Origin of the sequence: Paenibacillus sp. FSL H8-0317, assembly GCF_045040685.1 — a bacterium.
Lineage (GTDB): Bacteria > Bacillota > Bacilli > Paenibacillales > Paenibacillaceae > Paenibacillus.
Genome location: NZ_CP150294.1, coordinates 5,352,049 through 5,365,845 on the forward strand (window position 1 = coordinate 5,352,049; position 13,797 = coordinate 5,365,845).

Genomic DNA, 13,797 nt, shown 5'->3' on the forward strand with positions numbered 1-13,797 from the left:
CTCAACCTTCCTCAAAATAATTTAGTACTTCTTCATATACTTGATTCATTTCAATTGCATTATCTAATCGAAAAACTTTCTTGTTTAATTGAGTTTTTATCAATTCCACAAAGTCTTCTGATCGTACACGAGTTTTTTTTTCAATTAAGGTGTAATCTTGTGACAACTCTTTAGGGAAGACAACTATAGCTATGACGTTGCATGAAATTAGGCTTTCAATAGTTTGAATTGTTCTTTTAATGTAGCCTATTTCATCATTATGATTAACACATAAGATAACTGCATCGGGACATGTACCAAGTAAGAATTCTAATTGTGGTGTAGTGTAAAATGATAGATTGTTAGTAGCATACGGGACAGTGCCTGATTGAGAACCCACTAAAATAATTTCCGGATTCGTAATCTCAATATTTCTAAGTAATTGATTAATAACTTGTACAGCGTCGTAACCACTAACGTTTACTGTCGAGTTGTAGCCCATAGGGTAAACTTCATCAAAGCCAAATAACAATGACGATGGTTCAGTACCAAGCTGACCTACATGATACCCGTCTTTTAGCAATTGTTCTCTTAATGTAAGTTGTACAGTGAACTTCCCTTGTTTAGAACTTGTTCCAAAAATCCCTAGAACCGGTTTGCTTATTTCGAACAATTTCCCAAATCGGTTTAATGGAATCATATCTTTATTTATTTGCGGGAAAGTAATAGAAGTTTCGATTTGTTTTGAAAAGTTCAAATGCCTTGATATATCATCAAATGCATATATATTTTTTTTCTTTTCAATACAATGATGTATTAATTCCTTAGAAATATCGTAGCCTAATCTATTTGAAATAGAATCTGTATGGCCTAAGATTAGGGTATCAAAACTGTCCCAATTAATAGATTCTATATTCTTAACAATGTAATCTTTATTGCAACTAGCTTTCAACAAAGCTGAAGTCTTTCGACCTATATTCCCTAAATATTTTGAACAATAAACATCAACTAGTTCAAAGGAAAGTAATTTCGAAAAACAAACAATACTGTGAATCTCTTTATTGAACGGAAAGGTTACAGCAGTTTTTATTTCGGGCATAGTTTGTTTAAAATCTTTAATGTAACTGTTTTCAACTCCATGGTTGACAATTAATTTGGCATGTTCCTTAAGAGTTTCTAGCACTTGGAGCCTATTTTCCGCTCCTGTTTCTATTATTTTTGCAATAAAGCCGGTGACATAAGCCGCTGCGAAACTAGCACCTTGTAAAATTAATTGCGAGGGATCTTTCCAAGCAACTTTCTGATTACAACCTTTGGCTCGAATGTTAACTTCTGAAGATTCAATATATTCATAGTCATAGTCTGCTGTAACATTTGCACTAGTGTCCACACCTATAACATTTTCAAAAGCCGCAGGGTATGAGATTGATCCACTGTTATCAAATGCTGCAACTATAATCGTGCCACTTCGATCTATTTCATCAATTATTTTTTTTAACTCAGGTACGATATCTGATGAAACAATTCCAAGACTTAAATGTAAAATATCCAGTTGGAAACTTTCTTTTATTTTATAGAGTGTTAACAGCAACTTTTTATAGTCACAGACTAATTCTTGATCAAAAATTTTGAAGAAAAAATACGAAGAGTTCGGAGCAAATCTAGTAATTATTGACGTAACTGCAGTACCATGACCAATTTGATCTTCAATAAAATTATCAAATGAAACCTCCCCCTTCTCTATTACAATTCTTAAACCTTCGCATTCTTTAGTACATCTTACTTTTGGGTGGGATAAAATCACACCACTATCAATTATACCTATTTTTACATTTTCACCTTTAATATGAGAAAAGCCCCTCAATATATTCACCCTTTCCGCATATTCATTGTAGTAAAAAATCAACATGGTTCGGAACAATTCCAAACCATGTCGAAATCTTAACAATGGTTAGTACATGTTGAATTTGAACAACCCGGGTTTGCACATGTGTTGCTACACTCTACGTTATAAGCTTGGACAATCGAATAATATTGATGTTTTATCACTGGTTTTACTAGTTTTCTCTTCAAAATTCTCACCTCCTTTTGTCATGTTGTAAGAAATGTGCTAGTCTGATTAAATATTTTCTTTTTGTGAGCTAATAATATCTGCCAAGTGTTCAATTGAAGAAAATAAATTAATGGTTAAATATTCATCAGGAATTTCGATATTAAATTCTTGTTCGATTTCAAGAATAACCGTAATAAAAAAGAATGAATCTATAATGGCTTCACGTAAATCAAACTCTTCATTATGTTCTATATCTATGCCTACTCGGAATAAACAATCTTCTAATTTCTCCTGCAAATTCTCCATCTTATACCTACCTTTTTTATTATCTAAATCTTCATAGGCGTCAGGATTCAATATATTCATAGCTGTATTCGCTCTCAGAAATTATTTTCATATAATCTTTTATACTTCTCTTTACATCTGGGCATGGAGCTATATTATTTTTTAAACGTTCTAATGGACAACTAGCGCCCTGACACGATGGTCTAAAGTAACATTTCTGACATGATAAATCTGATGATTCGTGTCCTGAAACCCATAAAGCATACTTGTCATAATCTAACTGCATAACACCATTTTCTGTTAAAACACCGACTTGATTTTCATCTAAATCAAAAGCAACTGTACATTTGTAGATAATACCATCAGATCCAATCACATAACTGTTTCTCTTTGATGCATAACAAACGCTACCACCAGGCTTCATCATATCGCGATACATATTAAATTTTATGCCCAATTTACTAGCATCTTTCAGGGACTGAATATAATCTTTAGAGCTACAAAAGGTTTCTTCAATTTCTCTAACTGAATCCCCCCCCCAGTCACCCGCTGCTTGCCAAAAGGAGCTAAATCTATAATCATCTTCAAAATTATCTTTTAGAAAATTAATAAATTCATCTATATTATCCAATATATTTTTAGTAATATTGCTACGAATCATAATATGAAATGTCTTTGAATTAATATTTTCTTTGATGTTCAATAAATTTTCTAAAATCCTCTTAAAAGAGCCTTTACCATCAACTTGTACTCTTTGTTTGTCATGTGTACACTCAATGCCATCCAGTGTTATTTGATATTTTCTGACTCTGCATTCTAACATTTTCTCAAAAACATCTAGTGTAAGATTATACCCGTTTGTTGTCATACTTGAAGAATAAGGAACTCTTTTTTCTTTACATATTTCAATCATTTTTTTCGACAAACGTTCAATAATGGGAATGGCCGTTAATGGTTCGCCTCCAAACCAGCTGACATGAAGTGAACTATATCTATGTATATTTCTTTCAAGAAATTTAATTATTCCTTGTTGAACAGATTCTGTCATGAAGTTCTTTGCAAAAGATTCATAGCAATATTTACATCTAAAATTACAATCTTCATTTGGCATTAAAATTAATTCTAGCCCCGAGTTAATAGATAGTGTATTTTGATGTAACAATTCAGCTTTTCTAAACTCATCAACGTTAGAATTAATAATATATCCTCGAGTTACTAGCTCTGTGAATAACCCACCCAGTTTTGAATATTCGTCGGGCCTTTTTAGAATATTCCTAACTTCACCGTTCATCGAAAACCCAAATTTGGTGAATGATCCGGCAAATGTATTTACCAAAAGTAAATTTCCGATTCCGTCTTCTGATATGATGTTGTATCTGGAGGCTTTGAATCCCTCTTTCTTTTTGATTTCTTTAGTAAATTTATTTTCATCTCCTGTGACTTTCATATCTGTGTCCCCTATCTTAAAATAGTTTTTTTCCAGATTTCTACCCCAGTTAAGTGCGTAATCAAAAACCCTTAAATACAAGAACTTTCTAAATCAATGTAAGAATGAATTGAGAACTTAAATATGTACGTCAAATCTCTTGAAAAGGTATAATATATGACTACTTCAAATATATAAACACCTAAAAGAGATACGTCTTATAAAAACTATTCTAGCGAATAATTAATGAAAGACGACTAAAAAACGTTCTCCTTACTTGTTGAAACATTAACATACAAATCAGTTCTAAAAAACCTGACAATTTATAGATAATTACAATCAAGTTACTTGCTAATTGAACCTTTGTTACTGAAATCTCTATAATTCAGCCAAAAGTAAATTGAAAATCCTTAATAAATATGGATGAGTAAAAAAGATAATTTGACTCGAATAAACAACATACAGAGCACAATGAAAACTAAATAAACTGTCTTCGGTATAGTTCCGAAAACAGTCTATTGGTCTGAAATCTTTTTCTATATTTGTTAAACGACGAAAAATCCAAGCTATTGAATCTAAGTTACAGTTGCCCGTAACACATAAGGAAAGCATTGAATCGCTACTCAGCATGTCTATTCGCAAAATAAACCTGCAGTTTTAATTGAATTTCAAAGTATTATAAGCTGATTACTTCCTCATTTCTAATGATGACTCTTGATGCTTCACATTTGAAAAAATTACTATAAATCCGTATGTTGCCCATTTTGAGAAATACCCGGGAAGATTAATGAGCTTTCGATGAGATTTTTAATTTTTTTCTGCTGTTCTTCGATAACTATTACCTCTTTTGAAAGTTCATTGAAAAAAGAATAATGGCTTTTTACTCCCAACATTATTAAATATGAAGCTCCTTCAGAACGGCTGTTTACATGCCCACTTGTTATTAAATCATCGATAATATTCATAACATCATCTGAAATACGAACTGAAACGACATTTTTTCTGATTTCTTTATTTTGATAATTTTTTTGAGCAAGTAGACGCTGAGATGCATCTTCAGTAAGTAATTTTTTTTGTATAAGACCTTCAAGAATAGCTTCATCAATCGGAACTCCCATTTGTATTGCACGTTCAAGCTTTTCTTCTGTAGCTTTTTGAATATCCATTTTCTTCACTCCTTTATGCCATATTACAGTATTACACGTAATTTTTAAACTGATTTCAGTATTTAATAATACATTTCCCCGATACTTTGGAAAATATTTTAATTTAAAACACTTCAATATCTCATCATTTTTAAGCACCATATTCTTACACACGATCAATAAATACAGGGATTATTCTCAGCCAGCTCAACATTTCTCATTTCATTTCGTCTCTACCCCCTAAAAAGCGAGCGAAGGTTGCTTAACATTTATTCACAAAACACATTACATCACTTCGCTTTATATTCTCTAAAAAGACCAGAAGGTGAAAACATTTCAAGCCTATTGAATTTTTGTATATAGTTCAGCAAATAGTTAACGACTTTTACAGTTACTCATGACTTTTGTATTTATCGTTTCAACCCTATGGGTGTTCTCGTGGAGCCAGTATTCTCATTCTTGCTGGCGTGGGTACTGCTGGATGAAGCACTGAGTACACTTCAAATGTTGGCAGGTGTCGTGATCCTGTTCAGGATGCAGATTTTCATTCGATATGGCAAAACCAAACCACAGTCGATTCCTGCTGATGCGCCCATCGCTGCCACAGTTCCAGTTGAACCCAAGACGGTGTAAAAAACTCATTACATAAGAAGGCAGTGTTTGTTTTATGAAAAATATTGTATCCATGCGCTGGCTGCTCGCCAGAATTTACGAGCCGAACGTTGTCATCGCAGACTGTCGCTTCCTGCTTGGTCAGCCTGATGCCGGGCGTGAATCTTACGAAGCCGGACATTATTCCAGGTGCAGTCTTCCTTGATCTCGAAAAAAACCTATCCGTTCCCGTCACCAACATGGCGGGCGTCACCCGCTTCCTGATCCGGCTGTTCTCGCAAGTCGCCTATCCAAAGCTGGCATCGGCTCCAATGCACGCATCATCGCCTATGACGATCAAGGCGGTATGAATGCCTCACGATTGTGGTGGTTGCTTCGCTACATCGGTCATGAGCAGGTGTATGTCATAGGCTAAGGCTTCTCCGCTTGGCAAAATGCCAAGTTTCCGGTGACTCAGGATGTGCCCGTTCAGATTCCGGCTTCCTTTGAGGTGAACGTACAGCCGCAGTTGCTGGCAAGTGTGCAAGATGTGCAACAAGCCTCGGTAACTGGCAGCGCTGTGTTGATCGATTCTCGCGATGCTCGCCATTATGCGGGTCTGGAGGAACCGATTGATGCCAAGGCCGGACATATTCCAGGTGCGGTGAATTATTTTTGGAAAGATGTGTTGGATTGGGATGGACGTTGGACAGATACTGGGGTGTTAGAAGAGCGTTTCAGTAAACTGGACAAGGATGGTGCGATCATCGTGTATTGCGGCTCCGGCGTCTCTGCTTGCCCGAACGTGATTGCGCTGGAAGAAGCGGGGTATACGAATGTGAAGTTGTATTCCGGAAGTTGGAGCGACTGGATTAGTTATGATGAGAATCCGGTGGCTACAGGTAATGCGGAAGAGCACAAAGACGTATAACAGTGTATCGATGTTGAATACATCGCCAGGTGGCTTATCTGCCCCGGCGATGTATTTTTCTATGTTCGGAGTCAACATCGAGTTAACAACACCACCCTGTAAGTATTTACAAGCACACAGAAGTAGACATCAAGTAGCATTTTTTTGGATTCATGATAACCGAAAAAACCGTGATGGACATCCGCCCACCACGGTTGAATAATGAAATCTATTATTGCTTTTTACTTAACGATACATTTGCTGTTAACATCTTGTCGATCGTCGTCCAGTTGACATAAGCACCTAGTATTTCATTAATAACAGAAACCGGAACTACAGTTTCGCCATTTAAAAGCTTTGGTACGTTATTGTTGAACACCAGTTTATCGTTAATTGAATACACATCTGAACCAATTTGAGCACTTATATTTTTCGTGCCTAATTTGATTTGCGTTGTACGTGTCTTATTATCCCACACTACTGTACCGCCCAATAGCTCCGAAATTGTTCGAATCGGTACGTAGAACTCATTGTTATGAACCACCGGTTTGATTACCGTACCACCTACATTCATTGCAACGTCAACATATTCAAGGAAGTCAGTCTTTCGAATGAGTCCATGAACCCCTTTAGTTCGGTCTACGACCTGAGATACTTCATAATCCGTTGCGGCCGATAGGTACGCATAAGCTACACTTCTATCCATATCAAGCTTATCAGATAAGAATTGAATCGATTCACGTACTGATTCTTTCATGGCTTCATCCAAATCAGGGTCCAGTCCAATTGGAATCCAATAATCCTCTGTTTCAGCAAAGGGTTGCGTGAATTCTCCACTGTATGGTAGTGATGGATCACCTTTCTTTAATACCGTTAACCGAACTGTCCCCCTTAAGGAGGCTTCCAATGCAGTTAACGCTACTTCTCCATCTCCTTGAGCAAAGTGTGGATCTCCAGTATAGAATAGCCCACCTTTAACTTGAATCGGATAATAAATAGTTGCACCAACACCCAACTCATTAATATCCATATTCCCTCCTGTTTCAATAGGTGGGATAGAACTCACAACTTCACTGGTATTTGGTGCAACTCCCATAACACCTAGAAACGGGTTAATTGGGAAACGTACATTCTTGCCAGCTTTTGTTGGTAATACCCCATACCAATTGCCGTTGATTTCTTCAATAGGCGTAAATATAGATACATTATTATATAATTCCGGTTTTGTTGCGCTAGCTCCCTCTTGTGGGCCTGTATTTTCTGGAAATTCGTTAGGAAGGGCACCTTTACCATGGCGGTTAGAAATGACACCATACGGAACTCGAGTCTGCAACGAAAGGACTTCCACTTTAAGAACATCTCCTGGCTCCGCTCCCTCAACCGCTACTGGCCCAGTGATAATATGAGGTCCGTCTTTTACATAATCATGCTTAATCTCAGAAGCCGCAATCACCTTCGCATCATCCAACACCCCATCGGGTGAGATACCGAATTTGCCGAAGTACTCCACTGGATTTCTCCCTTGATCCTCTATCAGTCCCTCATGCGATACCGCATCAAATGTTACAGCACTTCCTGATGGTACAGTAAGAATCGGAGAGCTGTCTCGATTAGGCAGTGATCCCCAGCGAATGTTCTCAATCGCAGACGTTACATAATAATCACCTTCTACCTTTTCAAGGGTTGTTGGTTGCAGTGGCATACTAAAGCCCACTGAAGGTAGAGCAAATGTAAACATACTTATAATCCCTACTGAAACCCCAAATTTCCTAATCGTTCGGTTAATAAACATTACGCTCCCCCTCTTTACTATGTAATATTTTCTAACACAAATATACACTAACATATAAAAATATTTACAACAATATTTTTCTGTCAATAAACTTAACACCAAAATCTGCGTGTCAAGAATAAACTAATAACTATAAACTAAATGTCAATATACTTAACATAAATAAGTCATGTAAAACTTAAATACATTTAGTAAACTTGAGGATCCTCCTTCAGAGACTTGAACAAACGAAATTAATTTCAGGAATACTACTGCACTCCGGTTCAGGGATAGTCACCTCTCCGCACGTGATTGCGCTGGAAAAAACGGGATATACGAATGTGAAGTTGTATTGCGGGAGCTGGAGTGACTGGATTAGTTATGAGGGGAATCCGGTGGCAACGGGGGAAAATAAAGCTAAAGAGCCCACGTTTTGCACGGGCTTCTCTGTGCTTTCATTATAATCATGTAGCATTTAGCTGCTTACATTTCCGACTTCTGTCACGTTCAGGTTTAGCTTATGTTTTCGGCATACTTCGTAAAAATCTTTTGAAACAACGGGTTTGAAGATATTGATATAATCCAGCATAAAAAATTCATGCTCGCCAATTCGCTCTTCATGAAGGCAGATTCGAGATACAACTTTGACGATCTTACGTGGAGGCTGTTGTACAGATGCAGCAATGACCGCTTTGCGCCCATATTCCGAACGTTCATAATCGAAAACATCCAAACGATCAAGCTGATGTGCAGTCCAATAGGTTTTTTCAACCGAACGACCGTCGTGGTAACACACGGTTGTCGGTATAAACTGTGTATTTGTTTTCGTTTCCTCCAACAGCGTTTTAAAACGATCTGATACGTGTCTCGTTCCTGTGATCGTCTCAAAATAATCTACATTCAGATTCCGCACCGTAGACAGTAACTCAACCTCTGCCGTTGTCCCCTCTGGCAACGGATTCTCTATCGCCAAATAATTCATATCTAATTGGGGAGTGAAGGTTGTTCCGCCACTAATAAACCCTCTACGTGGATATTGAGATTCCAGAAAATAATAGTTCAAAGAATAATGTCTCCTTTCCGAATAAAGTGCTTTTCAATCAATTATACGGGTCAAATAACGATAAATAAAACACCAAGACAAGTTAGATTTCTCTTATCTTGGTGAACTTTATCATTTTTGATAGACTACATAGAGGCCCACATCGAACGATGCGGACCTTCGTTAGGGTTATATTGTTTTAATGAATAGCGTTACTGAGGTTCGTTAAACCTTGTAGTCTTTCATAATCCACCATTTAAGATGCGCTAGATTTGTTAACGCTTGAAACGAGGGGGAATCGATAGGAGTGAAGTCCCTCCTGGCTTTGCATAGTTATATGGCGAATATCCATTATTTTAATAGATGCCTTGTTCCATAGTAGCAGATGTTCATTGAAATGTAAGATGGCTTCCTAGCTCCTTAAAATCATTGCTCATATATTAGTCAACAGAGAGTCAACTTGCATGCAAAATAGGGGCCGGATCACCCACTAACGTGAGTACCCAACCCCTTGCTTTGATGTACATATGAATATACAGACCTTAATCAACACTTTAACAGATCAAAAAGAAACAGTCTATATTTTTGGGAAAATGTTCTATATATTTAGGTTGCTGGCCGGCAAAATACAGTTGAAACGGAGCATACATCAATAATGTCCAACAACCATCTTACTCGTGAGGAATTACAGGATTATGTGCACAATGTATTTGGTGCCAGTTACTTCATAACGCAGTGCACAAGAATACATGGCGGTGCACAAAAAGTCATTTACAAAATTGACTGCAAGAATGGTTTCACTTGTATGTTGTACGTTTGGGATATTTCCAGCAACTATTTTCAGGAAGAGATCTTGAATGAACCCACTTTCCACAGTTCCTATGGCAGTGAACTTTTCTCTTTGAATACTCGCTTTCTCGCTCAACATGGAATTCGAACGCCAACTTTGTATGATCTGAATAATGATAGAGACCGGAACTCTTATGATTTTGCTCTTGTTGAGTATGTGGATGGACAGAAAGCCGAAGCGTATTTCCAGCATAAAAATCACAAAGATCGGGATCAGTTGTTTCAACGGATCAGGGATATGTTGTCTAATATGCATGGAATCCAAAGAAACGTTTATGGAAACGCCAACGATAACAGTAAAAAGGCTGGGCCTTGCTACCAAGTTCAGCGGTTGGATGCCGAAACAGCCTTATCCTATGCATCCAAGCACATGACAGATATACGGAAAAATGACGAAAGGTTGCTTGAGAAACTTTACGAATTGGAAGCAGCCATTCAACCGAGAGATCTCTATAGTTTTATTCATGGAGAGTTAGGTCCGGATCATATATGGATAGATCATGCTATGCAACCATGCCTTATTGATATTGATGGCGCAGGATTCTTCGATCTCGAACATGAGCATAGCTTTCTGGAGTTTCGATTTGGAGATTTTTATCACTACTTAAAAAATAACGATCTCGACCCGGAGCGGATGACATTTTATCGATTTTGCCATCATTTGTCCTTGATATCAGGAGGATTGAAACTGCTTCACAGACAATTCCCCGATCAGCAATTCGCTAGGGGTCTCTCGGAGTATCATGCCAGATGTGCAGTTCAGATGCTTTCATGAATATGGATATAAGGCTGGAAGGAGATTTGAGCATGGAATTTATTCACGAAGATGAAAAACTTGCAGTGAGCGTTATTCAAGCCATCCACACTGGAGATATTCCAACGTTAGAGCAACTGCTGGCAGAGAATCCGGGATTGGCAAAGATAAGAATATTGGAAAGAAAGCCTGACGACGTAGATGCAGACTCTAGGATCTCACGAACACTGCTGCACGTGGTGACGGATTGGCCGGGGCACTTCCCTAATGGTGCGGATACCGTGCGAGTATTGACCAAGTTTGGTGCGGAAGTGAACGCTCCTTTTGTCGGTCCACATATTGAGACACCTTTGCATTGGGCTGCAAGCTCCAATGATGTTCAAGTGCTTGATGCCCTTCTAGATGCTGGCGCAGACATTGAAGCGTCTGGCGCGGTGATCGCCGGTGGAACGCCGCTGGATGATGCTATTGCTTTTGCACAATGGGATGCAGCACGGCGCTTGGTTGAGCGCGGTGCAATCTTTGCCCTTTGGCATGCGGCCGCCCTTGGAGATATTCACGCCATACAAGAACATTTTAAAGGGGTCCAGCTCCCGGGACGTTATCCTTGGGGAACAAACACCTCCCCTTCTCCTCCCGATGCAGTAACCGTTGCCTTCTGGTGTGCTTGCCATGGAGGTCAAAGAGAAACAGCAGAGTACCTACTTGACCAAGGCGCCGAACTGAACTGGATTGCCAGCTGGGATGGAATGACTCCACTGGACACAGCAAAACGCAATTTTTCAGCTGAACTGATCCCGTGGCTTGAAAGTCAAGGTGCCAAATCCGCTAGCGAGATTCACATGTAGATGAATGGCTAGCATGGAATTTCCAATCGCCTGTGGCTGCGAATACAGTTATGAGGAGAATCCGGTGACTACTGGGAAAGTGAAGAAGACTCCAACAAATATCCACAACGAAAAGTACATCGCCACTTGAGCGATGTACTTTTCGTTGTGGAGTGACCCTAGAACCGTGAGAGGCGACAAGGGTCTAATTCATTTCTTGATTTGCCATCAATAATTTCACTTGCAGCCAGATTCGCAATCAGCGGCGCCAGCGTAATTGCAGAATGCATTAGCGTCAGATAAAGTCCATTCATGTGATCATGGAAGCCCACAATCGGATAACCGTCTTCAGGCATGGGTCTCCATCCAACTTTTATGCTCTCCAGTTCCAGTTGATTACCGTGCTTGAGACTGCGACGCAATGTGTCGTAAGCTCGCTTACCGACCGCCTGTGGTCCGTTTTCATCCGACTCGTCGATATAATCTTCCGCAGCCAGCAGCGTATAATCTGTCAGTTGACGCGCTTCAAATTGCGCATTGGAGATTAATGTGTGTATCAGTTTATTAGCAGTTTTCATCCGAATCAGAATCGAAGGTGACGAAGTTACCGGCACGTGACAACCTAACGGGTTACAAAGTTCGGGTGTACCTGTTCCTGCAGCCAATACCACAACATCCGACTCCACAAAACCCTTGGATGTATGAACACCAACCAGACGGGAACCCTCTTGCTTCAGCTGTGTAACGTTGGTGTCGAACTGAATCTTTGCTCCGTACTCTTGCGCTTTGCTCAACAACAGCTCCGTTACCGCTATAGGGTCCACCGCACCTTCTTTGCTGACAAACATGGCTTCATCCGGATATTCCTTCAGATTGGGCTCCAATGCCTCAAGCTGCTCCCGGTTTAATTTTTGAAAGTGTTGCTCCCTTAGAGGCGGGGTGTCCCAAGTTAGCGCACCATGCCAATGAATGTTCAGTTCGGACAACTCTTGCTGAAGTGTGTGATATTCTTCCACAGCCGCATCGTACAAATGCCAGTATTCAGGAGCCACTCTATGCGTCGTATGTATCCAGGCAAATGATTTTTCCGTGACTTCACGCGCCGCGGCTGAGTGCCGTTCAATAACAGTTACATCTTGATTTCGTTTGGCTAGATGATAGGCCATACACGCCCCAACAATCCCTGCACCAATAATCACAATTTTTTGTTTATTCAAAACTAACTCTCCCTTGTCACCCTATCCCCCCAAGGAATCGATTTTCCGAGGTTCGGATGGGTGTGCTCCTTTTTCGTCTTCTTCGCTGTACAGCTTCTCCATATGCTGCATATGGCCGGCTCCCCAGTCGCTCATTGTCTGGAGCACAGGTTTCATGAGCTGTCCGTACTCCGTAATTGAGTATTCGACCTTAGGCGGAATTTGAGGATACACTTCCCGATGCACAATATCGTGATACTCCAGTTCTTTTAACTGCTGGGTCAGCATCTTTTTCGAAATATCTGGAATGGCTTTTTGTAATTCGCTGAACCGCATTGTACCGTTGCTCAGCAGGCGTAGAAGAATCAGAGATTTCCATTTACCCGTAAGGATATCCAAGGCCGTTCCGAATTTGCAATATACCGTCATTCTTATTCCTCACTTTCTGACCATACCCGGGTATACTTTTGGTTACCTGGTTAGGTTTAAGTGCCTACTTCCAGATTGGGCCTTCTCACTTTAGTATAGAGGCAGATATTAATATCGAGCAAGTGAGGGGATCAGAAAAGATGAATGTAACGTTATGGATCGTACAAATCATATTGGCGCTAGGTTTCGTATATTCAGGATGGATGAAAACCATTCTTATCGAGTCGTCAAAAAAGACCTGGGCCTGGGTCAATGATGTGCCGAAAAGTCTAGTTGTTCTGATCGGTATCGCGGAGCTACTCGGAGCGCTGGGCCTTGTTTTGCCTTGGGCACTGAACATCGCTCCAGTGCTTACGCCGATCGCCGCAATCGCTTTGGCTGTGTTGTCACACTGCTTGGAATGCTGTTTCATATTCGGCGTAAAGAGTACCGGGAGCTTGGCGTGAATATCTTTTTTATAGTTCTCGCATTGATCATAGCCTTTGGAAGACTATAAAGGAAACGGGGAACGTTTTGGAAAGTGACAAAAAGGCACTAATA

The 13,797-nt window shown here is 39.5% G+C and carries 12 protein-coding genes and 1 pseudogene; 5 read left to right on the top strand and 8 right to left on the bottom strand.

Going from position 1 to position 13,797, the window contains the following annotated elements:
* Position 1: 1 nt before the first annotated feature.
* From MHB43_RS23995 to MHB43_RS24010, 4 genes are all read right to left on the bottom strand, one after another.
* Positions 2 to 1,888, bottom strand: coding sequence for a S8 family serine peptidase (locus MHB43_RS23995; protein WP_405130576.1), 1,887 nt, complete (start codon positions 1,886 to 1,888; stop codon positions 2 to 4).
* Between the two features lie 210 nt (positions 1,889 to 2,098).
* The gene (locus MHB43_RS24000) at positions 2,099 to 2,398 is read right to left on the bottom strand and encodes a hypothetical protein (protein ID WP_405130577.1); all 300 of its coding nucleotides are present in this window, start codon (positions 2,396 to 2,398) and stop codon (positions 2,099 to 2,101) included.
* Positions 2,379 to 3,764: a radical SAM protein gene (locus MHB43_RS24005; protein WP_405130578.1), complete on the bottom strand. Its 1,386-nt coding sequence runs from the start codon at positions 3,762 to 3,764 to the stop codon at positions 2,379 to 2,381. The genes MHB43_RS24000 and MHB43_RS24005 overlap by 20 nt, the downstream gene beginning before the upstream one ends.
* A 719-nt stretch (positions 3,765 to 4,483) precedes the next feature.
* Positions 4,484 to 4,909: a hypothetical protein gene (locus tag MHB43_RS24010; protein WP_405130579.1), complete on the bottom strand. Its 426-nt coding sequence runs from the start codon at positions 4,907 to 4,909 to the stop codon at positions 4,484 to 4,486.
* Between the two features lie 417 nt (positions 4,910 to 5,326).
* On the opposite strand from MHB43_RS24010, the gene MHB43_RS24015 reads away from it, so the two are divergent.
* Together MHB43_RS24015 and MHB43_RS24020 are read left to right on the top strand one after the other, a co-directional pair.
* Entirely contained in the window at positions 5,327 to 5,521 is a 195-nt protein-coding gene (locus MHB43_RS24015) for a hypothetical protein (protein WP_405130580.1), read from the top strand.
* 34 nt (positions 5,522 to 5,555) lie between these two features.
* Positions 5,556 to 6,410 (top strand): annotated as a pseudogene (locus MHB43_RS24020) (sulfurtransferase).
* 211 nt (positions 6,411 to 6,621) lie between these two features.
* Here the strand turns inward: MHB43_RS24020 and MHB43_RS24025 are convergent.
* Both MHB43_RS24025 and MHB43_RS24030 read right to left on the bottom strand, forming a co-directional pair.
* Positions 6,622 to 8,181 carry an acetamidase/formamidase family protein gene (locus tag MHB43_RS24025; RefSeq protein WP_405130581.1) on the bottom strand — a complete coding sequence of 520 codons (1,560 nt, stop codon included), beginning with the start codon at positions 8,179 to 8,181 and terminating at the stop codon, positions 6,622 to 6,624.
* Between the two features lie 454 nt (positions 8,182 to 8,635).
* A complete protein-coding gene (locus MHB43_RS24030) occupies positions 8,636 to 9,223 on the bottom strand; it encodes an imm11 family protein (RefSeq protein WP_405130582.1) in 588 nt (195 codons plus the stop codon).
* A 634-nt stretch (positions 9,224 to 9,857) separates the two neighbouring features.
* Here MHB43_RS24030 and MHB43_RS24035 point away from each other — a divergent pair.
* Both MHB43_RS24035 and MHB43_RS24040 read left to right on the top strand, forming a co-directional pair.
* On the top strand, positions 9,858 to 10,826 hold the full coding sequence (locus MHB43_RS24035) for a phosphotransferase (RefSeq protein WP_405130583.1): 969 nt from the start codon (positions 9,858 to 9,860) through the stop codon (positions 10,824 to 10,826).
* Positions 10,802 to 11,653 (top strand): ankyrin repeat domain-containing protein, encoded by an 852-nt coding sequence (locus MHB43_RS24040; protein ID WP_405130584.1) that lies wholly within the window; start codon positions 10,802 to 10,804, stop codon positions 11,651 to 11,653. Before MHB43_RS24035 ends, MHB43_RS24040 begins: the two co-directional genes overlap by 25 nt.
* A gap of 158 nt (positions 11,654 to 11,811) precedes the next feature.
* On the opposite strand, the gene MHB43_RS24045 is transcribed toward MHB43_RS24040, so the two are convergent.
* Entirely contained in the window at positions 11,812 to 12,849 is a 1,038-nt protein-coding gene (locus tag MHB43_RS24045) for an NAD(P)/FAD-dependent oxidoreductase (protein WP_405130585.1), read from the bottom strand.
* 21 nt (positions 12,850 to 12,870) lie between these two features.
* Complete coding sequence (locus MHB43_RS24050) at positions 12,871 to 13,257, bottom strand: winged helix-turn-helix transcriptional regulator (RefSeq protein ID WP_405130586.1); 387 nt, start codon at positions 13,255 to 13,257, stop codon at positions 12,871 to 12,873.
* A 140-nt stretch (positions 13,258 to 13,397) separates the two neighbouring features.
* Here MHB43_RS24050 and MHB43_RS24055 point away from each other — a divergent pair, with 140 nt between their 5' ends.
* Positions 13,398 to 13,703, top strand: coding sequence for a DoxX family protein (locus tag MHB43_RS24055; RefSeq protein ID WP_405130587.1), 306 nt, complete (start codon positions 13,398 to 13,400; stop codon positions 13,701 to 13,703).
* Positions 13,704 to 13,797 lie beyond the last annotated feature (94 nt).